Source organism: Pseudomonas sp. LB3P58, assembly GCF_054897895.1.
In genome coordinates this window covers 4,871,024-4,896,515 of record NZ_JBUBVE010000001.1, presented here as the reverse complement: position 1 = coordinate 4,896,515, position 25,492 = coordinate 4,871,024, and the positions used below count along the sequence as shown (strand labels likewise).

Genomic DNA, 25,492 nt, shown 5'->3' with positions numbered 1-25,492 from the left:
GACCATGCAAGGCGCACAGCTGAGACATCAGCCCTCCGCACCACCCGGCCGCAAGCCGGTACCGCGGGGTGCCAGCCGAATGGTGGCCAAAGAGCCGATGTCTGCGCGCCTGCCGAAAGCCAATTTTGGTTTTCTGAAAAGCCTGTTCTGGCCCGTGCTGTTGGTCGCACTGGGTTTCGGTACTTACGAAGGCGCGCAGCGTTTGTTGCCGTACGCCGACCGACCGATCACCAAGATCAACGTGCAGGGCGACTTGAGTTACATCAGCCAGCAAGCGGTGCAGCAGCGGATCGCCCCGTACGTGGCGTCGAGCTTCTTCACCATCGACCTGGAGAGCATGCGCACCGAGCTTGAAACGATGCCATGGATTGCCCACGCCGAAGTGCGTCGGGTGTGGCCGGATCAAGTGGTGATCCGCCTGGAAGAACAACTGCCGGTGGCCCGTTGGGGCGATGAGTCGCTGTTGAACAACCAGGGTCAGGCGTTCACCCCGCGTGAGTTGGCGAACTACGAACACTTGCCACAGCTGTTCGGCCCACAACGGGCCCAACAGCAAGTGATGCAGCAATACCAGGTGCTGAGCCAGATGCTCAGGCCGTTGGGCTTCTCGATTGCACGGCTGGAGTTGCGTGATCGAGGCAGCTGGTTCCTGACCACCGGCGCCGGTAGCGCGGGCCCGGGAATCGAACTGCTGCTGGGACGCGGCAACCTGCTGGAAAAGATGCGCCGCTTCATTGCCATCTATGACAAGACGCTTAAAGAACAGATTACGAACATTGCGCGCATCGATCTGCGCTACGCCAACGGCCTCGCTGTTGGCTGGCGGGAACCTGTAGCGCCCACGACAGCCCAACCCGCTGTCGCGAAGAATTAAGAAGAGGCAGGACCATGGCAAACGTGCAAAGCGGCAAAATGATCGTCGGTCTCGATATCGGCACCTCCAAGGTGGTGGCGCTGGTCGGCGAGGTCTCGGACGACGGCACGCTGGAAATCGTCGGGATCGGTACCCATCCGTCCCGTGGCCTGAAGAAAGGCGTGGTGGTGAACATCGAGTCCACCGTGCAATCGATCCAGCGCGCGATCGAAGAGGCGCAGCTGATGGCTGGTTGCCGCATTCACTCGGCGTTCGTCGGCGTGGCGGGCAATCATATCCGCAGCCTGAACTCTCACGGCATCGTGGCGATTCGTGATCGCGAAGTCAGCGCCGCCGACCTCGAGCGCGTGCTCGACGCCGCCCAGGCTGTAGCGATCCCGGCTGACCAGCGCGTGCTGCACACCCTGCCGCAGGATTACGTGATCGATAACCAGGAAGGTGTTCGTGAGCCTCTGGGCATGTCGGGCGTACGTCTGGAAGCCAAGGTTCACGTGGTCACCTGCGCCGTCAACGCCGCACAGAACATTGAAAAATGCGTGCGTCGCTGCGGCCTGGAAATCGACGACATCATTCTCGAGCAACTGGCTTCAGCCTACTCGGTCCTGACCGACGACGAGAAAGAACTGGGCGTGTGCCTGGTGGACATCGGTGGCGGCACCACCGACATCGCGATCTTCACCGAAGGCGCGATCCGTCACACCGCGGTAATCCCGATTGCGGGCGATCAGGTGACCAACGACATCGCCATGGCGTTGCGCACCCCGACCCAATACGCCGAAGAAATCAAGATTCGCTACGCCTGCGCCCTGGCCAAACTGGCCGGTGCCGGTGAAACCATCAAGGTCCCAAGCGTTGGCGACCGTCCACCGCGCGAGCTGTCCCGTCAGGCCCTGGCCGAAGTGGTCGAGCCGCGTTACGACGAGCTGTTCACGCTGATCCAGGCCGAACTGCGTCGCAGTGGCTACGAAGACCTGATCCCGGCCGGCATCGTGCTGACCGGTGGTACGTCGAAGATGGAAGGCGCGGTCGAACTGGCCGAAGAAATCTTCCACATGCCGGTCCGCCTCGGCGTGCCGCATGGCGTCAAGGGCCTGGACGATGTGGTCCGCAACCCGATTTATTCCACTGGCGTTGGCCTGTTGATGTACGGCCTGCAGAAGCAGTCCGACGGGATTTCGTTCTCGGGCATCAGCAGCCGTGACAGCTACAGCAATGAAGAACCGAAAGCCGCCTTGCTCGATCGCATCAAGAGCTGGGTACAAGGCAACTTCTAAAGATTTACCGCAGCACCGCAGCAAAAAGCAGTAGGCGAAAAAACTAGAGAATGTAAGGAGAGGGAAAATGTTCGAACTCGTAGACAACATCCCCGCAAGCCCGGTTATTAAAGTTATCGGTGTTGGCGGAGGCGGCGGCAACGCCGTCAACCACATGGTCAAGAGCAACATTGAGGGCGTTGAATTCATCTGCGCCAACACTGATGCCCAAGCGCTGAAATCCATCGGCGCGCGGACCATCCTGCAACTGGGCACCGGCGTGACCAAAGGTCTCGGCGCTGGCGCCAACCCTGAAGTAGGTCGTCAGGCCGCTCTCGAAGATCGTGAGCGCATTGCCGAAGTCCTGCAGGGCACCAATATGGTGTTCATCACCACTGGCATGGGCGGTGGTACCGGTACCGGTGCTGCTCCGATCATTGCTGAAGTGGCCAAGGAAATGGGGATTCTCACCGTTGCGGTGGTGACTCGTCCGTTCCCGTTCGAAGGCCGCAAGCGCATGCAGATCGCCGACGAAGGCATCCGTCTGCTGTCTGAAAGCGTCGACTCGTTGATCACCATTCCCAACGAGAAGCTGCTGACCATCCTTGGCAAGGACGCAAGCCTGCTGTCCGCATTTGCCAAGGCCGACGATGTACTGGCCGGTGCCGTTCGCGGTATCTCCGACATCATCAAGCGTCCGGGCATGATCAACGTCGACTTTGCCGACGTACGTACCGTGATGAGCGAAATGGGCATGGCGATGATGGGCACTGGCTGCGCCAGCGGTCCGAACCGTGCACGTGAGGCCACCGAAGCGGCCATTCGCAACCCGTTGCTGGAAGACGTGAACCTGCAAGGTGCACGCGGCATCCTGGTGAACATCACCGCCGGTCCTGACCTGTCCCTGGGTGAGTACTCCGACGTGGGTAGCATCATCGAAGCTTTCGCTTCCGAGCACGCAATGGTCAAGGTCGGTACCGTTATCGATCCGGACATGCGCGACGAGCTGCACGTGACCGTGGTTGCCACAGGTCTGGGCGCGAAAATCGAGAAGCCTGTGAAGGTTATCGACAACACCATGCACACGTCCGTGGCTTCGCAACCGCAGCAACAAGCGCCTTCGCGTCAGGAAGCGCCAGCGGTAAACTATCGTGACCTGGACCGTCCGACCGTCATGCGCAACCAGGCTCAAGCCGGTGCTGCGACTGCCGCGAAGATGAATCCGCAAGATGATCTAGACTATCTGGACATCCCGGCTTTCCTGCGTCGTCAGGCCGATTAATGGAATGTATCAGGGCTATGAAGGTGATTGGTGTTCAGCAAAGGTCTGGTCTGCTATCATCGCCAGCCTTTGTTGATACCAGTTCGCAATTTGCGCTGAAGCGGCCCAAGCCATGATTAAACAACGCACACTGAAAAATATTATCCGTGCTACAGGTGTAGGCCTGCACTCCGGGGAGAAGGTATACCTGACCCTCAAGCCCGCACCTATCGACACCGGCATTGTGTTTGTTCGTGCCGATCTCGACCCTGTGGTGCAGATTCCTGCCCGCGCGGAAAACGTTGGTGAAACCACGATGTCGACCACATTGGTCAGTGGTGACACCAAAGTGGATACGGTGGAGCACTTGCTCTCGGCCATGGCTGGCCTGGGCATCGATAACGCCTACGTCGAGCTCTCCGCGTCTGAAGTTCCGATCATGGATGGTAGCGCTGGACCTTTCGTATTCCTGATCCAATCGGCCGGCCTGGAAGAACAGGACGCACCGAAGAAGTTCATCCGGATCCTGCGGGAAGTGACAGTGGAAGATGGCGACAAGCGCGCCACTTTCGTCCCTTTCGAAGGCTTCAAGGTGAGTTTCGAGATCGATTTCGATCACCCGGTTTTCCGTAACCGCACACAAAGTGCAAGCGTGGATTTTTCCAGCACTTCGTTCGTAAAAGAAGTCAGCCGCGCCCGTACCTTTGGTTTCATGAGTGATATCGAGTACCTGCGCAAGCACAACCTCGCACTCGGCGGCAGCGTTGAAAACGCTATTGTGGTCGACGCGGATGGTGTACTGAACGAAGACGGCCTTCGCTATGAAGACGAATTCGTGAAGCACAAGATCCTCGATGCAATTGGTGACCTCTACCTGCTGGGCAATAGCCTGATTGGTGAGTTCAAGGGCTTCAAGTCCGGACATGCATTGAACAACCAGCTGCTGCGCAAGTTGATTGAGCAGACAGATGCTTGGGAAGTCGTGACTTTCGAAGACGCCAGCACTGCACCGATCTCTTACATGCGTCCAGTTGCGGCCGTGTAAGTAAAAAACCTCTCTAGTTTTTTAAAGGCTACCTTCGGGTGGCCTTTTTTTATGCCTGCGGGAAAGGCCTCAATGAGCAGCGACCACCCGATTACGCCCACTTTCCTTGGCCTGATACAGCGCCTTGTCCGCTGCAAACAATAGCTGTTCCAGACTGATCTCGGCGGAGGTGGTCCAGGTACTGATACCGATACTGACAGTAATCGGCGACTCGGCACCTGACACCCGCGGCAATTGCTCCACTGTCCCTCGGATGTGTTCGGCAATCTGTTGCGCACCCTGGCTGTCGGTTTCCGCGAGAATCACCGAAAACTCTTCGCCGCCGTAACGGGCGACCAGATCCGCTGGTCGCCTCACATTGTCGGAGATCACCTTGGCCAACGAGCGCAAGGCATCATCGCCACCCTGATGCCCATGACGATCGTTGAAGGCCTTGAAGTGGTCGGCATCAATCATCAGCAGCGACAATGGCTGGCCGGAACGTTGAGCGCGAAACCACTCATGACGCAGGACCTGATCCAGCGTTCGGCGGTTGGCCAGGCCGGTCAAGGCATCGGTGGCCGCCAGTTGCGCCAGTTCCTGTTCGGCGTTGTGGCGCAGGCGCAGTTCCCGATTGAGCAGCCAAGTCAGCCAGAGCAAGCTGATGCACAGCGCAATAGTCGCAACGCTAACCACTACCGCCGTGCGCTTCCACGAGGCAAATACTTCATCACTGGACAGTGCAACGATGACGATCAACGGCAAGTTGCCTACCTTGGAAAACGTGTACAGGCGTTTGTCCTTATAGCGGCTTGAATCACCGGTGAAGCTGCCGTTGCCTTCTTTGACGATGCGCTGGAAGTTGGGGCGGCTGCTGAAGTCCTTGCCAATCAGCTCTTCGGCCAGGCGGGGTTCCTGAGCCAGAAGAATCCCGTCCGAGCTGATCAGGTTGACCGAGCTGTCACGACCGATGCTCAAGCTGTTGAACAGCTGATCGAAATAACTCAGGCGCATGGCGGCTTCGGCCACGCCAAGAAATTCGCCCTGTGAGCCGCTGACCCGGCGACTGAAGCTGATTCGCCATTCATGTTCAGCCTGCCTGGAACGGAAGGGGCGGCTGATGAGCATGCCCGGATCACGATTGGTTACGTGAGACTGAAAGTACTCGCGGTCAGCAAAATTGCCCTTTCTGGGCTCCACCGAGGCCGAGTCCGCGATCACGTCGCCCTTGTTGTCCAGCAACAAAATGTCGCCCTTGTACGGCGCGGCAGTGGCACGGTCAAACAAGGCCAGATGGCGGATGGCAGGGGAAACGTTCTTGAGGTCTTCACGCTGCGAGGCTGCGATCAAGCCTTGCAAGGACAGGTCATAGAGTTCGACGTTGCGTAACACGTCTGCGTCGATCAGTTGCACGATATTGGTTGCTGCGCGAGTGGCAGACTGTTCAGCATTGGCGCGTTCGCGAATGATCAGGAACGCCACGATGCTCAATATCGCAATCACCAGCAACAAACTGCCGAGAACCAGAAGCCGCTCCGATCGCGTCGACCGGATCGGATGGTGAGATGTTGCACTGCTCACACTCATGGTTCTGACTTCTGCTAATGAGGCGTTATAAAAGTGTTTTGCAAGACTCAGGCAGAATCCCAGAAACCGTTTGCGTTCGGAGCGCCTGTATAAATCCCGGATAAAAAAAAGGCCAGCAAAACATGCTGGCCTTTTGCTTATTGAAGCTTAGAAGACATTGAGCGGGTAGTCGACGATCACCCGGTATTCATCGGTGTCCTGATCCAGCACGCCGTAGCCGTTGCCGCCACGGTTGGTCGCCCATTGCAGACGCAGCGCCAGGTTTTTGGCCTTGCGGCCCTGAACCACATACTTGAGATCAATGTCGCGTTCCCAGTGCTTGGCGTTTTTGCCATCAGCGCTGTACCACGAGGCGTAACCGGGGCTGTCCGGATCGACCTTGGTCAGGTCCAGTTCACCTCGGGAGTAAGAGACCGCCGAGGTCAGGCCGGGCAAGCCGAGCCCGACAAAGTCGTAGGCGTACTTGAGTTTCCATGAGCGTTCGTTCGGGCCGTTGAAGTCCGAATACTGCTGGGAATTGTCGAGGTAGACGCTGTCGCCCTGGCTGATGTAGTCGAACGGCGTGTTGCCGTTGACCCGCTGATACGCGGCGGTAACGCTGTGGTTACCCACACCGACGGTGAAATGCAGGCTGTAGGTGTTGTTGTCGATGTGGCCCAGCAGCGCATTGCCGGTGTCTTGCGTGTGATAGGCATGCAGACCCGGGTTGAGGCTGACCCGATCATTCAGCGCGTAGGTGTAGTCCAGATCGTAGTAATACTGGTTCCAGATGTCCTTGAGCTCGGAAGCATAGAGGCTGCTGGTCAACCCCGGCAGACCGCTCCAGGCCACGCCGGCCCAGTTCAGGTGCCGGCTTTCGTCACCGTCGGCCAGGCTACCGTAGGACGTGCCGATTCGGGTGTGTCCGCTCTGGTTGTATGGCTTGGTGAAACTTGCCTGGCCACCTTCAATCATCCAGCCGTCAAAACTGTGGTTGGTCAGGCTGACGCCGCGAAAGGTCTGCGGCAGCATGCGGGTTTCGCCGCCGGCGATCACCGGGTTGGTGAGGAACAAGTCACCGGCCTTCAGTTCGGTATCGAAGGCACGCATTTTCAGCGTGCCACCCGCCGTTGAGAACGAACCCGGTGCTTTGCCGTTGCCATCGCTGACCGGCAGGATGCTCGAATTATCAGTGCCGCCACCGCCGTCGAGCTTGAGCCCGAGCATGGCGTGGGCATCAACACCGAAACCGACGGTGCCTTGGGTGTAACCCGATTCGAATAGGCCGAGGAAGCCCTGGCCCCATTCAATGTTGTCGTCCGTCTGCTGCAGGCGGTTGCGGTTCATGTAGTAGTTACGGGCGTTGAAGTTGAGGCTCGAACCTTCAACAAAACCTTCGGCGTTTGAGTCGTCTGCGGCGTGAGCAGCAGGCGCCACCGTTGCAGCGATTGCAATGAATAACGGGCTGAATCTAAGAGGGAAACGCACTAGCGGTAAAGCTCCTTGGGTCAACTAAGAGCCTCATTGTTTTGAGACTCCGGATGTTTCTTGTTAGGGAAGACGAACTGAAGCTGTTTAAAACCACAACGAAAAAAAGCCGCTGATAGCAGCGGCTTTGAAGACAACTTTTCAAAGGGAAGAGCCGATGAAAAGTGTCGAGGGAAACAGAGTGATACTTAATAATCAGCTGTCTTTCTCAATCCGTGGCTGGGCTTGAGTGGTGGACGCTTGAGGGGTTTGCGCAGCTTCCTGAGCCTTGGCCGTCATTTCGCTCTGATACTGTTCGAATGCAGCTGCGCGTGCGGAATTTTGCGCGAGGAACGTCTGCGACTCTTCAGCGATGGCGAACGGAGACAGAAACAAAGAGGACAAAACGAAAGCGCTGGCAATACCCATAGTATTGGACATCTTTAAACCTTCTTGCTTGGCAAGTGCTGTTTGGTGCGGCAAAGATAAGGCGGATTAGAGAGGGGAAAAAGAGCGGATTCATGAAAGGACTGTTGCGTGGGAGGTAAGAGTCGACTTTTGCGTTGTTGCGAAAGGCCACCCCTCACCCCAACCCTCTCCCCACGGGGGAGAGGGGAAAGGGAGCAGATCGTACGCTTTTCAAAACCTGAGTTCGACTCGATAGCTAAAGTCGCAGAATTTCTGAAGAAACCTACGGTCAGTCCCCTCTACCTACGGGCGGTCCGACGTTTCGGGAGGGTTAGGGTGAGGGATGGATCCTGAGTCAGACGGGGAGGTGAATCCCGAACGTATTCATCCCATGATCACTGCGCACAAACACATCCCCGCCGTGCATCAGCGCAATCGCCTTGACGATCGCCAACCCCAACCCATGGTTGTTGCCACTGTTGCTGCGCGACGCATCGACTCGATAAAAACGCTCAAATAACCGCGGCAAATGCTCGCTGGCAATCGGCGACCCAGGGTTCGCAACCCCGATGCTCACCTGATGCTCCTCAGCCTCGATCCGCACCTCAATCACTTGCCCAGGCTCGGTGTGCTGCACCGCATTGCTTAGCAGATTAATCAACGCCCGGCGCAGATGAGCGATCTCGATCCGCACCTGCGCGTCACCACTGACCTGCACCCGAACCTGCGCGTCTTCAAGGATGAAATCCAGGTACTCCAATGTCGTCGCCACTTCATCGGCCAGCGAAGTGGAGGTCAGTTTGGTGGCTTTGCTGCCCTGGTCTGCGCTGGCGAGGAACAGCATGTCGTTGATGATCGAGCGCAGTCGCTCAAGCTCTTCAAGGTTCGATTGCAGCACTTCAAAGTAGTGTTCGGCGGATCGCCCGCGGGTCAGCGCAACCTGGGTCTGGCCGATCAGGTTGGTCAGCGGCGAGCGCAGTTCGTGGGCCACGTCCGCGTTGAACGACTCAAGGCGCGAGTAAGCCTGTTCGACCCGCTCCAGTGTCGAGTTGAACGAGTTGACGAACTGTTTCAGTTCCGGCGGCAGCGGCGACAATTGCAGGCGACCGGATAACAACGGCGGTGCCAGCCGCTGGGCTTCCTGGGACAACTTGATCAGCGGCTTGAGGCCGATCCGCGCCACCCAATAACCGAGGGCCGACGCCAGCAACACGCCGATGATTGCCAGGCTGATCAGGGCAATCAGCAGATGATGTTGAGTCTGCAAAAACGTCTCGGTGTCGATGCCGATCATGAAGCGCAACGGCGGGCGTTGATCCTTGGCGGGGAACTGACTGACCAGCACTTTCAGCGGATAAGGCTGATCCGGCAGATTCAAGTCGCGCATGCCCAGCGGCCCTTCGGCAAAGGCGCGGATCTGCGGCGTCAGGTTGCCGTATTCGTAGTGCGGATCACCGCTGATGATCCAGAAGCTGATGCGCTTGTCTTCTTCGCCGAGCAGCTTGAGCTTGTTGTTGATCTTCACCCAATGCTCGGGCGTGCCGTAACGCCCGACCGTGGATTCGAGCACGCTGTAGCGCGCGTCCAGTTCAGCCTCGGGCAACAAACCCAGACCTTTATCGACTTGCTGATACAGCGCCCAGCCAATCAACAGAAACACTAAAAGCGCCACCAGCGTGAACATCCCGCTCAGGCGTAGCGCAATCGAGTTACTGGACACCACGGCTCTCCAGCACATAACCCATGCCACGAATCGTGTGCAGCAGTTTCTCGTCGAATGGCCCGTCGAGCTTGGCGCGCAAGCGTTTGATCGCGACTTCGACGACGTTGGCATCGCTGTCGAAATTGATGTCCCAGACCATTTCGGCGATGGCGGTTTTCGACAGGATTTCACCCTGACGGCGGGCCAGTACGCTGAGCAGCGAGAACTCCTTGGCGGTCAGGTCCAGGCGCGTGCCGGCGCGGGTGGCTTTGCGGCTGATCAAATCTATCCACAGGTCGGCGATGCTCACCTGCACCGGTTCGTGGCCACCGCTGCGACGCGTCAGCGCTTGCAGGCGCGCTACCAGTTCGAGAAAGGAAAACGGTTTGCCAAGGTAATCGTCGGCACCGTCGCGCAGGCCTTTGATCCGGTCTTCCACTCGCTCGCGGGCGGTGAGCATGATCACCGGGGTTTGCTTGCGCGCACGCAACGCGCGCAGTACGCCGAAGCCGTCGAGGCCCGGCAGCATGACGTCGAGGACGATCACCGCGTAGTCGCTTTCCAGCGCCAGGTGCAGGCCTTCCACACCATCACGCGCAAGATCCACGGTGTAACCCTGTTCCGTCAGGCCGCGGTGCAGATAATCCGCGGTTTTTTCTTCGTCTTCGATAATCAGAACGCGCATGACCCCGCCTCAGTCTGTGGTCGCCAGCACCGGTAGCGGTGCAGGTTTGGGCCGATGGAAAAGCCGCTCAAGCCACAAGTATATGACCGGAGTGGTGAACAACGTCAGCGCCTGACTCACCAGCAAGCCGCCGACGACCGCGATCCCCAAGGGTTGGCGCAGTTCGGCGCCGGTGCCGTAGCCGAGCATCAATGGCAGCGCGCCGAGCAGGGCGGCGAGGGTGGTCATGATGATCGGCCGGAATCGGGTGATACAGGCCTGGTAGATCGCTTCTTCCGGCGGCAGGCCACCCTTGCGCTGGGCTTCGAGCGCGAAGTCGATCATCAGGATGCCGTTCTTCTTCACGATCCCGATCAGCAACACCAGCCCGATCAGCGCCATGATCGAAAAGTCCTGCCCGCAAATCCACAACATGATCACCGCGCCAAGCCCCGCCGACGGCAGGGTCGAGATGATGGTCAGCGGATGCACGAAGCTTTCGTACAGCACACCGAGAATGATGTACACCGCCACCAGCGCCGCCAGGATCAGCCATGGCTGACTGGCCAGCGAACTCTGGAACGCCTGGGCCGCGCCCTGGAAGTTGCCGCTCATGGCGGCCGGCATGCCGATTTCGGCCTTGGCCTGGTTGAGCATGATCACCGCATCGCCCAACGCCACACCGGGCGCCAGGTTGAACGACAGGTTGGCGGCCGGGAACATGCCGTCATGGGCGATCGACAACGGACCAACCGTCGGCGCATCGAATTTGGCCAGTGCCGACAGCGGCACCATTTCCCCGCTCAGCGGCGAGCGCAGGTAGAAATAGTTGAGGCTTTCGGCCTTGCCGCGCTGCTTGGTGTCCAGCTCCAGAATCACGTTGTACTGGTTGATCTGAGTCTGGAATTCATTGATCTGCCGCTGGCCGAAGGCGTCGTACAGCGCTTCATCGACATCACTGGCGGTCAGACCGAAACGCGCGGCGGCGCTGCGGTCGATGCTGATGTGGGTGATGCTGCCGCCCAGTTGCAGGTCGTTGGATATGTCACGGAACGCCGGGTTGGCGCGCAGTTTTTCCGTGAGGCGCTGGGTCCAGGTGCTGAGGGTCGCGCCGTCGTTGCTCTTGAGCACGTATTGGTACTGGGCGCGGCTCGGGCCGGAGCTGAGGTTGATGTCTTGCCCGGCGCGCAGGTACAGCACGATGCCCGGGACTTTCATCAGTTGCGGACGAATTCGGTCGATGAACTGGCTGGCGGAGACGTCGCGGTCACCGCGTTTTTTCAGGGAGATCCAGAAGCGACCGTTGGCGATGGTCTGGTTGCTGCCCGAGACGCCCACGGAGTGGGAAAACGCCTGAACCGCCGGATCCGCCGCGACGATTTCGGCCATCGCCAGGTGTTTTTTTACCATGTCGCCGTAGGAAGTATCAGCGGCGGCTTCGGTGGTGCCGAGGACGAAACCGGTGTCCTGTACCGGGAAGAAACCTTTCGGGATGAAGATGTAACCGGCGATGGCCAGACCGAGGGACAGGCCGAACACGCCGATCATCAGCTTCTGGTGGGCGAGGGCGCGGCGCAGAAGTTTTTCATAACCTGCCAGCAAGCGTTCGCCAAACGTAGGCTTGTTGTGGGCGTGATGCACCGGCGCACGCATGAACAGCGCGGCAAGCGTTGGCGCCAACGTCAGTGAGACCACCACCGAAATCATGATGGTCGAGGTGGCCGTCAGTGCGAATTCCTTGAACAGCCGTCCGACCACGCCGCCCATGAACAGCAGCGGAATAAACGCCGCCACCAGTGAGAAACTGATGGAAACCACAGTAAAACCAATCTCGCCGGCACCTTTGATCGCCGCCTCGCGCATGCCGTCGCCAGCCTCCAGATGACGGTGAATGTTCTCCACCACCACAATCGCATCGTCGACCACAAACCCCACGGCCACCACGATCGCCACCAGCGTCAGGTTGTTCAGGCTGAAACCCATGATGTACATCAGGGCGAAACTGGCGATCAGGGACACACCGAGTACCGCGGATACGATCATCGTCGCCGACCATTGGCGCAGGAACAGCGCCATCACCGCCACCACCAGCAGGATCGCGATCAGCAGGGTGACTTCCACTTCGTGCAGGGAAGCGCGGATGGTCTGGGTGCGGTCGACCAGAACTTTGACCTGCACTGAGGCTGGCAGCATGGCTTCGAGGCCGGGCAGGGCGGCCTGAATGCGATCCACGGTTTCGACGATGTTGGCGCCCGGTTGCCGGGAAATCACCAGGTTCACCCCAGGCTTGTCACCGGCCCAGGCTTGCACGTAGGCATCTTCCGAACCGTTGACGACTTTGGCCACATCCTTGAGGTGAACCGGGGCACCGTCCTTGTAGGAAACGATGAGCTGGCTGTACTCCTCAGGGTGGAACAACTGGTCGTTGGTCGACAGCGTCGAGATGCTCGACTCACCGTACAACGCCCCTTTGGCCAGGTTGAGGCTGGTGTTCTGGATTGCCAGACGAATGTCCGCCAGGGTCAGGCCGATGGCCGCGAGTTTGTCCGCCGAGGCTTGAACGCGAATCGCCGGACGTTGCTGGCCAGTGATGTTGATTTGGCCTACGCCGTCGATCTGACTGATCTGACGGGCGAGCAGGGTTTCCACCAAGTCGCTGAGTTCGGTGCCGGGCATTTGGGTCGAGTTGACGCTGAGGATCAGTACCGGGCTGTCGGCCGGGTTGACCTTTCTCCAGGTCGGCAGGGTCGGCATGTCTTTGGGCAGTTTGCCGGCGGCGGTGTTGATCGCGGCCTGAACTTCCTGAGCGGCGGTGTCGATGCTTTTGTCGAGGGTGAATTGCAGGGTCAGGTTGGTCGAACCCAGCGCGCTGCTCGAGGTCATCTGGGTCACGCCCGGGATGGCGCTGAATTGCACTTCAAGCGGCGTGGCCACCGAAGAAGCCATGGTCTCCGGGCTGGCGCCGGGTAATTGCGCGGCGACCTGAATCGTCGGGAATTCGGCTTCCGGCAACGGCGCGATGGGCAGGCGCGGGAAGGCGATGACACCGAGCAGCACCAGCGCAAAGGTCAGCAGGATCGTCGCGACCGGATGATCGATGCACCAGGCAGAGATCGAGCCATGGCCCTTCATGGTTTCGGCTCCGATTGGACCACTTGCGGTGGATCACTCAGGACCTGGACCGTCGAACCAGGCTTGAGCCGCGACTGGCCGTCGCTGACCAGCACGTCGCCCGGTTTGACGCCTTTGATGATGTCCTGGCCGCTGCCTTGATAGACCATTTGTACGGTGACGGTTTCGACCTTGTCGCCGTTGACCCGGTACACGAAATGTTGATCGAGGCCGCGTTGTACGACAGTGGGTGGCACCACCAGCGCATCTTTATCCAGCGCCGTCTGAATCTTTACCGTCACCAGCAGGCCCGGCCAGAGTTTCTGCCCGGGGTTGTCGAATTCAGCCTTGGCGCGGATGGTCCCGGTGTTGGCGTTGATCTGGTTGTCGATCAGGGTCAAATGACCTTCGCCCAGCAGGTTGCCGGTTTCGCCGTCAGTGTCGGCGCCGATGTAGGCCTTCACTTTTGCACGTTGTGGGTCGCCGATCAGACCCTGCAGGGTCGGCAGCATTTGCTGTGGCAGGGAGAACTCCACGGCGATCGGGTCGATCTGGGTCACCGTGAACAGGCCTTGAGCGTCGGTCATGCGCAGGAAGTTGCCTTCGTCCACCGTGCGAATACCGACGCGACCGGTCACCGGGGAGCGAATCTGTGTGTAGGAGAGCTGCACCTGAGCGGCGTCAATCGAGGCCTGGTTACCTTGGGCGGTGGCTTTGAGTTGGTTGACCAACGCCTGTTGCTGGTCATAAGTCTGTTTGGAAACGCCGTCGTCCACGCTCAGTAGCTTGTAGCGTTTGAGGTTGACCAGCGCGACTTGCAGTTGCGCCTGGCTTTCGCCGAGTTGCGCCCGGGTCTGATCGAGGCTGGCGCGGATCGAGCGGTCGTCGATGGTGGCGAGCAGGTCGCCTTTGTTCACCAGTTGGCCTTCCTTGACCAACAATTTGGTGAGGATGCCGTCAATTTGCGGGCGCACTACAACGCTGTGCAGGGACAGCACCGAGCCGATACCGCTGACGTAGCGGGGGACGTCTTTTTCGGTGACGTTGACCACGCGCACGGGAATGGCGGTTGGGGCGGCGAGTTTCGCCGTGACCGGTTTGGTGGCATACCACAGGCCCAGCGCTGCCAGAACGATCAGAAGGGCTGCGAGCAGGGCGGGGTTTTTCTGAATTCGCATGCGAGTGGGGCGCCGGGGCTGGGTGGTTGGAGCTTTTTCAGGTTTATACCTTCCTTTATAAACCTGTTCGCCCGTCAGGAAGGTGACTGCTAACTGACGGCGCTGTCAGTTTGGACCTCTGCGGGTCGACGCCGATCCCCTGTAGATACCGTCTTGAACCTCACCGACCAAGACACAAAACCCGACGGACTCGCTTACGGCTTGAAGCTTGCGGCTCCCGACACAGGTATACTGCCGCCTTTCGCGGCTCGCTGATCGGGCCCGACTCTATTGCATCACCCGGAGCTTTCATGACTTCCCCGACACAACCGCCGGTTGCCGACGCTTTGAGCGACGACCAGGCAGACCTGCCAGACAGCGTCGACTCCAGCGCAGACAGCGAAACCAAAGCCGAGATCCCGGCGTTCAAGTTCCCGTTCAAGCCGGGCGACCTGGCCGCAGCGAAGAACGCCAGCCAGCCCTGGTACAAGAACGGCGCCAAGAACGGCCATACCAAAACCCCCGGTGCAGCGCCTCCCGGTACTCGTCGTTCGATGGGTAAACGCTGAGTTTTAAACTCTGCGATGCCTGATCTAGCCCCTTCGCGAGCTTGCTCGCGAAGGGGCCATCAAAGGCAATACACCTTCTGGATCAAGCCGCCCGCAACGAAATAAACGCATAGTTCACTGGCGTATCCGTCGCCACTTGCGCACCCGCCGCCTGCACTTGCCCGGCAATGTCCTCGCCCGACACATGAAACAACCAGTCAGCGGCTGACTCAGCCAATGGCTGCGCCGCAACCTGATCGATGACCCTCGCAAACGCCGTCATGTCCGGCAGATAAGCAGTAAAGCCGTCGCCCTTCAGTGCTGTAGTCCGAATCCCCAACAACGCGCAAATCGCATCCTTGGTCCGAATGTCATCGCGATCCGCCTGGCGGGAGCGCTGGATTAATCCGACCAGTTCCTGATCCACCAATTCACCACCCACAATCAGATCCGGTCCCTTTTCCCACGACTCGGGAGGACATTCCTTCACGGCAATGTTCAGGGGGATGTGCGGATTGATTTCCATCGGGTAGATGCGGCACACCAGCGGCCGGCGTTCGTAGATGCGGCAGAGGTTGTCTTCGTCAAGATTCCGGCAAGGACCGACGTTGTAGGCGGCAAAAGTGATGGCTATGTACGCCTCGGATGCGCCGCTTCGAACCCTCACCGAGCGGCGTTCGGCGTGTTCGCGTTGCTGCACTGGCAGGCCCAGGCCATTGCCCAGGAAACCTTCCACCAGCACGATCACTTGACCGCCATCGGCCGCCCACATCCGGGCTTCGGGGAGGGTCAGGGGCACGTGGTGGTCGTTGCAGCATTTGCCACAGCCTACGCAGGAAAACGTCGTATTCATTGAACGGCCAGCCGCATAAAAAGACATGAAACGGCGACAGAATGCCGCCGCAAAGGCCGCTAACGAAGCAAGTTATGCGCCAGTCACTGCGCTTTTGTGGTGGGGCGGATGGAGTCCCATTCGGTGACGTAAGCGGTTTTGCTTTTCTTGTTATAGAGACACAGTTCGGTGCCTTGCTGGCCTTTCATGTGTTTTTGCGGGTATTGGCCTTGCAACAGAAGTGCGGTGTAGCCAACCCGGTCATCGAACTGCGCGGCGTTACCCACGGGTTTGGCATTCGTCAAACCGCTGGCCTTGGTGCAACTGACGAGCACGGCTTTGTCGTAAGCGGCCCAGGCGTCGGGGCTGGAGGCGTGGGCCTGGGTGGCGAGGGCGGCGAGACAGAGGAGGGTAAGGGGCGAGGCTTTCATGTTCGGCATCCTTGGGCGGGTATTGACCAAGGTCTGAGTCTGTCAGGCCGGTACCGGTTCCCGGCGGATCACACGCATTCCGGCGTTTTCATACAAACGCTGCGCCCGAAGGTTGTCTTCCAGCACCTTCAAATCCACAAAACCTTCGCGTCGTTGCTGAAATATCTTGAAAGCATGTAGCAGCAACGCGCGTCCTAATCCTTGCCCCTGAGCCCGTGGATGTACCACCAGACTTTTGATGTAGGCACTTGTCCAGCATTGGCAAACACCGACGATACCTTCGGCATCCAGAGCGATGAAGCACAGGCTCGGATCATATTCAGGATCGGTTTCAAAACGCTGTTGCCAGACGTCGAGTGCCGGCACGCGACCGCCACCTTGCTGATAGCCCAGTTCCATCAAACGATGAACGGCTTCTGCCAGTTCGGGGCGGTAGTCGCTGAGGACAATTCCCTGAGGCCAAGTGATCGCCGGCACAACTTCAGCGAGGTTGCGCCGCATCAGAAAGCAGAAGTCCTTGCTCAAGCCTCAATGACCTTGTTCAGCGACCGCCTTGGCCGCTTCGATCAGGCACTTGGTCAGTTCTGGCGAGGAGAACTTGGTCAGCACCGCGTTCGCGCCGGCAAGACGGGCCTTTTCGCTGTTCATCGCACTGTCCAAAGAGGTGTGCAGCAGAACATAAAGGTGCGAAAAGTCCGGGGTTTCACGCAAGGTGCGGGTGAAGGCGTAGCCGTCCATCTCCGACATTTCGATGTCCGAGACGATCAGGTTGATCTGCTGGGCCGTGCCTTGCAGGTCCAGCAGGCAGTCGATGGCTTCCTTGGCGCTGCGGGCGGTGTGGCATTGCAGGCCGAGGTTGCGCAGGGTGTGCACCGATTGCTGCAGCGCCACCTGGCTGTCATCGACCACCAGAATCCGTGCGTTGCCGAGTACTTCGGCGTCTTCCATGCTCAGTTCGGTCGGGGCCGTTTCGATCTGCGCCGGGGCGATGCCATGGATCACTTTTTCGATGTCCAGCACCTGTACCAATGTGCCGTCGACCGAGGTCACGCCAGTGATGTACGAGCGCACACCGCCAGAGCCAAAGGGCGGCGGACGGATGTCGGTGGTCAGGCAGTGGACGATCTTGCTCACTGCTTGAACGTGCAAACCCTGCTTGGAGCGGCTGACATCGGTGACGATCAGGCAGCCCCCGTTCGGGTCTTCCAGCGGCCGTTCGCCGATGGCACGGCTGAGGTCGATCACCGACAACGAGGCTCCGCGCAGAGTGGCGATGCCTTTGACGTGGGGATGCGACTCCGGCAGCTTGGTCAGCGGCGGGCAGGGAATGATTTCACTGACTTTCAGCAGGTTGATCGCCATCAGCTTGCCGCTGCGCAAGGTAAACAGCAGAAGCGAAAGTGAATCTGCGCGGGCTTTGTTTGAAGACATAAAAACCTTCTGTGGAAAAAGGTGATGGGCGACCGCGAGGATCGCCAACAGCTATCGATGCCGGGTTATCGACTTGTTGCGGACAGGCTTTAGCAATTCAGGTGAATGGTATGACGCCATGGGGGCTTCACTTCATTCCCAGGCGTTTGGCCATCCTTCCAAGATTCGCCCGATCCAAGCCTAGCTCACGCGCCGCACTCGCCCAATTGTTATGGTGCCGTTCCAGACAGGCGTCGATCAGTCGACGCTGATAATCCTCGGTTGCCGCCCGCAAGTCTCCCGAGACCAAAGCCGCAGGGCTGACTGGGGCTGGCTCAGATGCAAGCTCAACGCTGCCAGTGGGCAAATCCAGATCCGCCGCGCTCAAACTCAGAATCTTCGGTCGCTCCTTGCAATTACCCAACGCCTTCAAGGCACTGCGGCCAATCAAGTGCTCCAGCTCCCGCACATTGCCCGGCCATGCATACGCCAGCAATGCAGCCTGTGCATCGCTGTTCAGGCGCAGGCTGTTGAGGCCCATGCGTGAACGGTTTTGCTCCAGAAAATAGCCGCTGAGCAACAGCACATCTCGCCCACGATCACGCAGTGCTGGCACCAGCAACGGATAAACGCTCAGGCGGTGATAGAAGTCGGCACGGTAGCGGCCGCTGCGCACTTCCTCGGCCAGGTCGCGGTTGGTCGCGGCGATCAGTCGTACGTCGACCAGATGCTCTTTATCCGAGCCCAATCGCTGCAGCTGACCGCTTTGCAGGACTCGCAGCAATTTGGCCTGGACGGTCAGGGACAGCTCACCGACTTCATCGAGAAACAGCGTGCCTCCATTGGCCAGTTCAAACTTGCCGCGCCGATCGTTCATCGCGCCGGTGAAGGCGCCGCGGACGTGGCCGAACAGTTCGCTCTCCACCAGCGTGTCCGGCAGCGCGGCGCAGTTGAGGCTGATGATCGGCTTGTCGGCCCGGGGCGATGCGGCGTGGATGGCTTGGGCGACCAGTTCCTTGCCGACCCCGGTTTCGCCGGTGATCAGCACGGTCAGATCGCTTCCACCCACCAGATTGATTTCTTCCACCAGCCGTTTGTGGGCCTTGCTCTGGCCAATCATCTCGCGGTTCTGCTGGCCGCTGGCTTGTCGGTAAACCTCGGCACGCTGATGCTCGTCTTCGACACGATTGGCCAGCCGTTCGATGCGCTCGGCGGCGTTGACCGTGGCGGCGGCGAGGCTGGCGAAGGCTTCCAGGGCGTCCAGTTCGATCGGTTCGAAGCGCTCTGGATCGAGTGCGTCGAGGGTCAGCAAACCCCACGGACGTTCGTCGATAAACAGCGGGCAACCCATGCAGTCGTGGACTTCCAGATGATCATCGAGGCCATCGATCAGTCCGTCGTAAGGGTCGGGCAAGTCGCTGTCGGCGGCGAAACGGGTCGGGCCGTGGCTGCTGAGCAGCGCTTCGAAACGCGGGTGTTCGCTGACTTTGAAGCGTCGGCCGAGGGTGTCGGTGCTCAACCCGTCGACGGCCAGTGGCACCAGCCATTCGCCATCGAGGCGCAGCAGTGCGGCAGCATCGCAGGGGAGCAGGGCGCGCATGGCTTCGAGCAAGCGCCGATAACGCTCGCCTTCGGGGAGTTCGCGGGACAGGTCGGCGACCAGTGGCAGCAGGGTGGTGAGCAAGGCTTTTGCAGTCATAGTGACTCCATGTAGTCGGTATGACTATAAGTCAGGGTGTGTCGATATGACTATAAAGAATTTAACTGATTGATTTATAACGTTTTATTTTCTGGCACGGAAACTGATAAGTACAAGGCAATCAGTTAGCAATCCAAGTAGTTCAGGAGTCGCCTTATGCTTAGCGTTCAAGACCGTGCAATCGTCAAATCCACCGTGCCCTTGCTGGAAAGCGGTGGCGAAGCATTGATCACTCATTTCTACCGCATGATGCTGTCCGAGTACCCGGAAGTTCGCCCGCTGTTCAACCAGGCCCACCAGGCCAGCGGTGATCAGCCGCGCGCTTTGGCCAACGGTGTCTTGATGTATGCGCGGCACATCGACCAACTCGACCAGTTGGGCGACCTGGTGGCCAAGATCATCAACAAGCACGTGGCCCTGCAAATTCTCCCGGAACATTACCCGATTGTCGGCGCCTGCCTGCTGCGAGCCATCTCCGAAGTGCTGGGCGACGAGATCGCCACACCTGAAGTGATGGCCGCCTGGGGGGCTGCCTACGGTCAATTGGCCGACATCCTGATCGGCGCCGAAACCAGCATCTATGACCAGAAGGAACAGGCACCGGGCGGCTGGCGCGGGGCGCGGGAATTCATCGTGGTGGCCAAGGTCGAGGAAAGCGCGGAAATCATCTCGTTCTACTTCGAACCGGCGGACAAAGGCCCGATTCTGGCGGCAGAACCCGGCCAGTACATCGGCATGAAACTGATTCTTGATGGCGAAGAGATTCGTCGTAACTATTCACTGTCGGCCTTGGCCAACAAGGGCCAGTACCGGATCAGCGTTAAACGTGAAACCGGTGGCCGCGCCTCCAACCATCTTCATGATCAATTGCATGTGGGCTCCAGCATCCAGCTGTTCCCGCCATCGGGCGAGTTCACCCTGACCGACAGCGACAAACCGTTGGTGCTGATCAGCGGCGGCGTTGGCATCACGCCGACACTGGCGATGCTCGAAGCGGCGCTGGCGACCGAACGGCCGGTGCACTTTATCCACTGCGCGCGTAACGGTAGCGTTCATGCTTTCCGCGACTGGATCGATGGCTTGGCCGAGCGTCATCCGCAACTCAAACGCTTCTATTGCTACGACGAAGATGATGGCGTGAGCCCGGCGGCGCACAAGGTTGGCCTGTTGAGCCAGGAGCAACTGGGCGAGTGGTTGCCGCAGCAGCGTGACCTGGACGCTTACTTCCTCGGACCTAAAGGCTTCATGGCAGCGGTCAAGCGCCACCTGAAAGCGCTGGGTGTACCGGAGAAGCAAAGCCGTTACGAATTCTTCGGGCCGGCTTCGGCGCTGGAGTAACGCTAACGCCCGGTACTCTGTGGCGACGGAGCAAGCTCCCTCGCCACAGGTTTCAGCCCTTCAGTTCCTTCAAATGTTTGTACACCGTTGCCCGCCCCATGTTCAGCACGTTCGCCACATAGTTGGAGGCGCTTTTACCTTTGAAGGCGCCTTCGGCGTGCAGTGCCAGCACCAGTTCGCGCTTATGGTCACGGGTCAGCAGGTTCAGGCTCAGCTGACGCTCGCGCAGCCAGGCGTGGAGGAACGTGTTGATCCGCTCCTGCCAGTCATCGCGAAACAGCGAGTCCGGTTGCGGAATCAACTTGCTCGGTGACAGGAACAGATCCAGAGCGGCTTTGGCATTTTCGAATAACGAAATATTCAGATTAATGCACAGCACCGCCAGCGGATGACCTTCGCTGTCGCGCAGCACACTGCTCAGGCTGCGAATCTTCTGGCCATCCCAATTGAGCTTTTCGTACGGCCCGATGTTTCGTTCGCTGATATCGTCGCTGAGCATGTCCTCCAGCGCCGAGTCGTCACCGATTTCCCGTTTGGACAGGTTGTTGGCGATGTAGTCGACCTTCTGTGTGCGCAGATCGTGCAGCACCACCTCGGCGTGAGGAAAGAACAACGTGGCGATGGCATCGGCGATCGCGCGGAAGTTGTCCAGCGGCGAGCTCTTCAATACAGAGTCATCACCGGCTGGTTCTTGTTCTTGGGCGTTCATAAAGTGGAGCTCCAGACAGCATCAGCGCCCCGTCAAAAAAGGGCGCTGGAAGTTTGCCGCAATCGTGTCGACACGTCACCTGCGTCCGAAAGTCAGCCCAGTCGCGAAGGGGAGAGCATCTGGGTGTTCAGACCGAAGCGAGTCAGTGGCTCGGGCAAGGCTTCACCGCGCACCAGTGCAGCGCTGGCCTGGCCCATGGCCGGCGAGGTCTGGATGCCATAACCGCCTTGTGCCGCAACCCAGAATAACCCCGGCACCTGCGGATCGAAACCGGACAGCAAATCACCGTCGCTCACGAAACTGCGCAAGCCGGCCCAGGTGCGGGTCGGACGGCGGATGGTCAGGGTGGTGGCTTCTTCGATCTGGTAGATGCCCATTGCGATGTCCAGCTCTTCGGGCTGAACGTCGTGCGGTTCCACCGGGTCGGCGTTGGCTGGCGAGCCGAGGAACATTCCGGCGTCGGGCTTCATGTAGAAGGATTCGTCGAGGCTGACCAGCATTGGCCAGTGATGGATGTCCACGCCCTCGGGGCCGGCGAAGATGAACGCCGCACGGCGCTTGGGTTGCAGGCCCAGTGGCTTGGCACCGGCCAGCTCGCCGATTTTGTCGGCCCAGGCGCCTGCCGCGTTGATGATGATCGGGGCGCTGAAGGTCTGACCGCTGGTTTGCACGTGCCACACACCTTCGGCATCACGGGTCAGGCTCAGGACTTCGCTGTCGGTATGAACTTCGCCCTTGTTGCGTCGGATACCGCGCAGGTAGCCCTGGTGCAAGGCATCGGTATCGATGTCGCTGGCGGTCGGGTCGTAAATCGCACCATGGACTTTTTCCCGGCGCAGAATCGGCAGGCGCACGCAGGCTTCGTCGGCGCTGAGCAACTGCATCTCCGGCACCGTGGCTTTGGCGCTCAGGTATTGATTGTTCAGCTCGTCCGGGTCACCGGTGAAGTCCACGGTCATCTCGCCACGCGGGGTCAGCAGCGGGTGTTCGCAGAAACCGGCCGGCGGCGCGTCGAAGAAATCACGGCTGGCCTGGGTCAGTGCCCGAACTTGAGGCGTGCCGTAGGCGGCGGTGAACAGTGCAGCTGACCGTCCGGTGGAGTGGTAAGCCGGATGGGACTCGCGTTCGAGCACGATCACTCGAGCGTGCTGCGACAACCAGAAACCGGTGGAAGCGCCGGCAATCCCGCCGCCGATGATAATGAAATCTGCCTGGCTCATGAACATCTCCTGATGGGCGCAAAGGCCGAAAATTGTAGAGATCCCTTGTAGGACTGTAGGAGCTGTCGAGTGAAACGAGGCTGCGATCTTTTGACTTTGCTTTATAAGGCAAGATCAAAAGATCGCAGCCTCGTTTCACTCGACAGCTCCTACAGGGTTTGTGGTGTTAGTGCTGTAGGCGGTAGATGGCATTGGCCAGTGCGATATCTTCCAGGCCCAGGCCGATGGAGCGGAAGAACACATGACGGTCGTAGTCGGGGCGCTGGACTTTTTCGCTGAGCAGATCGGGCAGGTCGCCGATGATCGCGCCCTTGTCCCAGCCATGTTGTTCACCGGCAATCAGCATCTCGCCGGCCGAGCCCGGGGTGGTCAGACGATAATCGCAGAACACTTGCATGTCATTGAGGCTCTGCGGCGGCACTTCGTGGGCCCGCGGTGCGTTGGTGCTGATGGAGGTGATCAGCGCCGGTTTGCTCAAGCTTGAAGGGTCGATCACCGGGCCAGCGGACGAGGTGCAGAGCATGATCACGTCGGCGTCTTGAACGGCCGCTTCACGACTGTCGACGATGGTCAGGCGTGGGTCGAGGCTTTGGAGCTGTGCCAATACGTCGGGATTCTTATCGCTCAGGCTCGGCGAGTAGAGGCTGATGCTCTGCCAGTCGCGCAGGCCTTTGACGTAGTGCAAGTGCGCCTGGGCGACCTTGCCGCTGCCGATGATCGCCAGGCGCTGCGCCTTCAACGGGGCGAGGGCGTCGACCGCCACTGTTGTGGTTGCGGCGGTGCGCGCCGTGGTCAGTTCGCCGGCATCGCAGAGCAGCAACGGCTGGCCGGTCTGCATCGACATCAGCAGCGTCCAGGCGGTCACCAGCGGACCTTGTTCACGTACGATGTACGGTGAGGTCTTGACCCCGTAAACGCCGTCTTCGGCCAGCACGCCCAGGTAGTTGATGAAGTCGCCAGCGCCCTGTGGGAACTCCACCAGTTGCTGCGCCGGTTGCACGGCTTGCCCGGCGGCCAGGTCGCGGAACAGTTTGCGCAGGATCTGCGGCACGTCGACCTGCGCCAGCAGCTCACGAGCCTGAGGTTGGGTGATCACATAAGGCGTACTGGACATGGTCGGCTCCGGGAGCTGGAAGTAAACTAATTTGTCCATTATGGACTTTTAGTTGTCTCGATCAATGTCCGGACGAAAAAAAAGCGCAGTCCGTTTCCGGCTGCGCCTCTTTTAATGCGACCCGCGTTACGGGCGCTTGCGCTCAACCGCCCGCAGCAGATGCGTCGGTGGCGTTTCGCAGCTGATCTTGCGACCCAGCAGCGCCTCGATGGACGGTAGCTGGTAGGAGTCGTCTTCACCGGCAAAACTGATGGACACGCCATCGGCGCCAGCACGACCGGTACGACCGATACGGTGCACGTAATCGTCCGGGACTTCCGGCAGGGTGAAGTTGATCACGTGGCTGATGCCGTCGATGTGAATGCCGCGACCGGCAACATCGGTGGCGACCAGGACGCGGATCTTGCCTTCGCGGAAACCTTCCAGGGTCTTGATGCGCTTGTGCTGCGGCACGTCGCCGGACAGCTGCGCGGCGTTGACGCCGTCACGCACCAGGCGCTCTTCGATGCGCCGCACTTCATCCTTGCGGTTGGCGAACACCATCACCCGCTCCCAACCGTTGTCGTTGACCAGGTTGTAGAGCAGTTTGTATTTGTCGGCACCGGCCACGGCGTAGATGTGCTGCTCGACGTTTTCGCTGGCCACGTTCTGCGACTCGATCTCGACGATCGACGGGTCGGTGGTCCATTGCTTGGCCAGGTTCATCACGTCTTCGGTGAAGGTCGCGGAGAACAGCAGCGTCTGACGCTCGTTCTTCGGCGGGGTCTGGCGAATGATCTGACGCACTTGTGGGATGAAACCCATGTCGAGCATCCGGTCGGCTTCGTCCAGGACCATGACTTCGACCATGTCCAGGTGCACGTCGCCGCGCTGGTTGAAGTCCAGCAGACGACCCGGCGTGGCCACGAGGATGTCGCAGTGACGGGCTTCGAGGTGCTTGAGCTGCTTGTCGAAGTCCATGCCGCCAACGAACGTCATGACGTTGAGGCCGGTGTACTTGGTCAGGTCGGCTGCGTCCTTGGCGATCTGCACCACCAGTTCACGGGTCGGTGCAATGATCAGCGCCCGCGGCTCGCCCATATAGCGCTCTTTCGGCGGCGGGGTTTCCAGCAACTGGGTGATGATCGAAATCAGGAATGCAGCGGTTTTGCCGGTGCCGGTCTGGGCGCGACCGATGGCATCTTTGCCCGCGAGGGTGAAGCCAAGCACCTGCGCCTGGATCGGCGTGCAATACGGGAAGCCCAGGTCCTGGATGGCGTGCATCAGTTCGGGGGCGAGTTTGAAATCGTGGAATCGGGTTTTGCCTTCCTGGGGCTCGACGGCGAAGTCTTCGAGTTTCCAGGGGATAACCGGTGCTTTTGGCTTGGGTTCGCGACGCGGTTTGGCAGGTTTCGCAGCTTCGCTGCTCGGTTCTTCAGAGGCCTGAGCCTCAACGGGTTGGACGGCCGGTGTGGTCATCGGCTCGTGCTTCGGTACCGCTACGGTTGCGGTCCGGCCAGACTGATTACCGTCGGTGCGGTGGCTGGGATGGTGAGACGGAGCGCTGGAGACTGGCGCGAGCTGCTCAGTCTCGCTTTTACCGAACATTTTCTTGAGTGCTTTGAGCACGGTCATCTCATCAATTGATTAAGGAATATACGCCGGCCAGTGTAATGCAAGAATCGGGCGCGGCGTAGTGGGATGGATCAATGGGCTGCTTTTCAC

General features: G+C 59.5%; 22 protein-coding genes. 6 read left to right on the top strand and 16 right to left on the bottom strand.

Annotated elements, in window-relative coordinates; translation table 11 throughout:
* Window positions 1–4 precede the first annotated feature (4 nt).
* The 4 genes from ACYZTZ_RS22765 to lpxC all read left to right on the top strand — a co-directional run bounded on the left by ACYZTZ_RS22765 (window position 5) and on the right by lpxC (window position 4,433).
* Window positions 5–874, top strand: coding sequence for a cell division protein FtsQ/DivIB (locus ACYZTZ_RS22765; RefSeq protein WP_056740930.1), 870 nt, complete (start codon window positions 5–7; stop codon window positions 872–874).
* 14 nt (window positions 875–888) lie between these two features.
* The gene (gene ftsA, locus ACYZTZ_RS22760) at window positions 889–2,148 is read left to right on the top strand and encodes a cell division protein FtsA (protein WP_046048247.1); all 1,260 of its coding nucleotides are present in this window, start codon (window positions 889–891) and stop codon (window positions 2,146–2,148) included.
* Between the two features lie 67 nt (window positions 2,149–2,215).
* Entirely contained in the window at window positions 2,216–3,409 is a 1,194-nt protein-coding gene (gene ftsZ, locus ACYZTZ_RS22755) for a cell division protein FtsZ (RefSeq protein WP_033061342.1), read from the top strand.
* A gap of 112 nt (window positions 3,410–3,521) precedes the next feature.
* Window positions 3,522–4,433, top strand: a complete 912-nt coding sequence (gene lpxC / locus ACYZTZ_RS22750) for a UDP-3-O-acyl-N-acetylglucosamine deacetylase (protein ID WP_008147525.1) — start codon at window positions 3,522–3,524, stop codon at window positions 4,431–4,433.
* Between the two features lie 69 nt (window positions 4,434–4,502).
* Here lpxC and ACYZTZ_RS22745 read toward each other — a convergent pair whose 3' ends face one another.
* From ACYZTZ_RS22745 to ACYZTZ_RS22715, 7 genes are all read right to left on the bottom strand, one after another.
* Window positions 4,503–5,999, bottom strand: a complete 1,497-nt coding sequence (locus tag ACYZTZ_RS22745; RefSeq protein ID WP_461999783.1) for a sensor domain-containing diguanylate cyclase — start codon at window positions 5,997–5,999, stop codon at window positions 4,503–4,505.
* Between the two features lie 147 nt (window positions 6,000–6,146).
* Window positions 6,147–7,466, bottom strand: a complete 1,320-nt coding sequence (locus ACYZTZ_RS22740) for an OprD family porin (protein WP_461999782.1) — start codon at window positions 7,464–7,466, stop codon at window positions 6,147–6,149.
* A 195-nt stretch (window positions 7,467–7,661) separates the two neighbouring features.
* Window positions 7,662–7,886 (bottom strand): hypothetical protein, encoded by a 225-nt coding sequence (locus ACYZTZ_RS22735; protein ID WP_461999781.1) that lies wholly within the window; start codon window positions 7,884–7,886, stop codon window positions 7,662–7,664.
* Window positions 7,887–8,208: 322 nt separating this feature from the next.
* Complete coding sequence (locus ACYZTZ_RS22730) at window positions 8,209–9,573, bottom strand: heavy metal sensor histidine kinase (protein ID WP_461999780.1); 1,365 nt, start codon at window positions 9,571–9,573, stop codon at window positions 8,209–8,211.
* Window positions 9,563–10,240, bottom strand: coding sequence for a heavy metal response regulator transcription factor (locus ACYZTZ_RS22725; RefSeq protein WP_007916978.1), 678 nt, complete (start codon window positions 10,238–10,240; stop codon window positions 9,563–9,565). The genes ACYZTZ_RS22730 and ACYZTZ_RS22725 overlap by 11 nt, the downstream gene beginning before the upstream one ends.
* Window positions 10,241–10,249: 9 nt before the next feature.
* Complete coding sequence (locus ACYZTZ_RS22720; RefSeq protein ID WP_461999779.1) at window positions 10,250–13,351, bottom strand: multidrug efflux RND transporter permease subunit; 3,102 nt, start codon at window positions 13,349–13,351, stop codon at window positions 10,250–10,252.
* Window positions 13,348–14,508: an efflux RND transporter periplasmic adaptor subunit gene (locus ACYZTZ_RS22715; RefSeq protein ID WP_461999778.1), complete on the bottom strand. Its 1,161-nt coding sequence runs from the start codon at window positions 14,506–14,508 to the stop codon at window positions 13,348–13,350. The genes ACYZTZ_RS22720 and ACYZTZ_RS22715 overlap by 4 nt, the downstream gene beginning before the upstream one ends.
* 290 nt (window positions 14,509–14,798) lie before the next feature.
* Here ACYZTZ_RS22715 and ACYZTZ_RS22710 point away from each other — a divergent pair, with 290 nt between their 5' ends.
* The gene (locus ACYZTZ_RS22710; protein ID WP_008147542.1) at window positions 14,799–15,056 is read left to right on the top strand and encodes a hypothetical protein; all 258 of its coding nucleotides are present in this window, start codon (window positions 14,799–14,801) and stop codon (window positions 15,054–15,056) included.
* An 82-nt stretch (window positions 15,057–15,138) separates the two neighbouring features.
* Here ACYZTZ_RS22710 and ACYZTZ_RS22705 read toward each other — a convergent pair whose 3' ends face one another.
* The 5 genes from ACYZTZ_RS22705 to norR all read right to left on the bottom strand — a co-directional run bounded on the left by ACYZTZ_RS22705 (window position 15,139) and on the right by norR (window position 19,407).
* Complete coding sequence (locus ACYZTZ_RS22705; RefSeq protein ID WP_461999777.1) at window positions 15,139–15,888, bottom strand: YkgJ family cysteine cluster protein; 750 nt, start codon at window positions 15,886–15,888, stop codon at window positions 15,139–15,141.
* Between the two features lie 83 nt (window positions 15,889–15,971).
* Window positions 15,972–16,298, bottom strand: coding sequence for a hypothetical protein (locus tag ACYZTZ_RS22700; protein WP_461999776.1), 327 nt, complete (start codon window positions 16,296–16,298; stop codon window positions 15,972–15,974).
* 42 nt (window positions 16,299–16,340) lie between these two features.
* Window positions 16,341–16,799 carry a GNAT family N-acetyltransferase gene (locus tag ACYZTZ_RS22695; protein WP_461999775.1) on the bottom strand — a complete coding sequence of 153 codons (459 nt, stop codon included), beginning with the start codon at window positions 16,797–16,799 and terminating at the stop codon, window positions 16,341–16,343.
* Window positions 16,800–16,826: 27 nt separating this feature from the next.
* Window positions 16,827–17,729, bottom strand: coding sequence for a chemotaxis protein CheV (locus tag ACYZTZ_RS22690; RefSeq protein WP_008147551.1), 903 nt, complete (start codon window positions 17,727–17,729; stop codon window positions 16,827–16,829).
* 127 nt (window positions 17,730–17,856) lie between these two features.
* Complete coding sequence (norR, locus tag ACYZTZ_RS22685) at window positions 17,857–19,407, bottom strand: nitric oxide reductase transcriptional regulator NorR (RefSeq protein ID WP_461999774.1); 1,551 nt, start codon at window positions 19,405–19,407, stop codon at window positions 17,857–17,859.
* Window positions 19,408–19,563: 156 nt separating this feature from the next.
* On the opposite strand from norR, the gene hmpA reads away from it, so the two are divergent.
* Window positions 19,564–20,745, top strand: coding sequence for an NO-inducible flavohemoprotein (gene hmpA, locus ACYZTZ_RS22680; RefSeq protein WP_046048235.1), 1,182 nt, complete (start codon window positions 19,564–19,566; stop codon window positions 20,743–20,745).
* Window positions 20,746–20,797: 52 nt separating this feature from the next.
* On the opposite strand, the gene ACYZTZ_RS22675 is transcribed toward hmpA, so the two are convergent.
* From ACYZTZ_RS22675 to rhlB, 4 genes are all read right to left on the bottom strand, one after another.
* Window positions 20,798–21,454, bottom strand: coding sequence for a helix-turn-helix transcriptional regulator (locus ACYZTZ_RS22675; RefSeq protein ID WP_461999773.1), 657 nt, complete (start codon window positions 21,452–21,454; stop codon window positions 20,798–20,800).
* A gap of 92 nt (window positions 21,455–21,546) precedes the next feature.
* A complete protein-coding gene (locus tag ACYZTZ_RS22670) occupies window positions 21,547–22,674 on the bottom strand; it encodes an NAD(P)/FAD-dependent oxidoreductase (protein ID WP_461999772.1) in 1,128 nt (375 codons plus the stop codon).
* 166 nt (window positions 22,675–22,840) lie between these two features.
* Window positions 22,841–23,788: an ornithine cyclodeaminase family protein gene (locus ACYZTZ_RS22665; RefSeq protein WP_461999771.1), complete on the bottom strand. Its 948-nt coding sequence runs from the start codon at window positions 23,786–23,788 to the stop codon at window positions 22,841–22,843.
* Window positions 23,789–23,914: 126 nt separating this feature from the next.
* Window positions 23,915–25,402: an ATP-dependent RNA helicase RhlB gene (rhlB, locus tag ACYZTZ_RS22660; RefSeq protein WP_461999770.1), complete on the bottom strand. Its 1,488-nt coding sequence runs from the start codon at window positions 25,400–25,402 to the stop codon at window positions 23,915–23,917.
* Window positions 25,403–25,492: the final 90 nt, after the last annotated feature.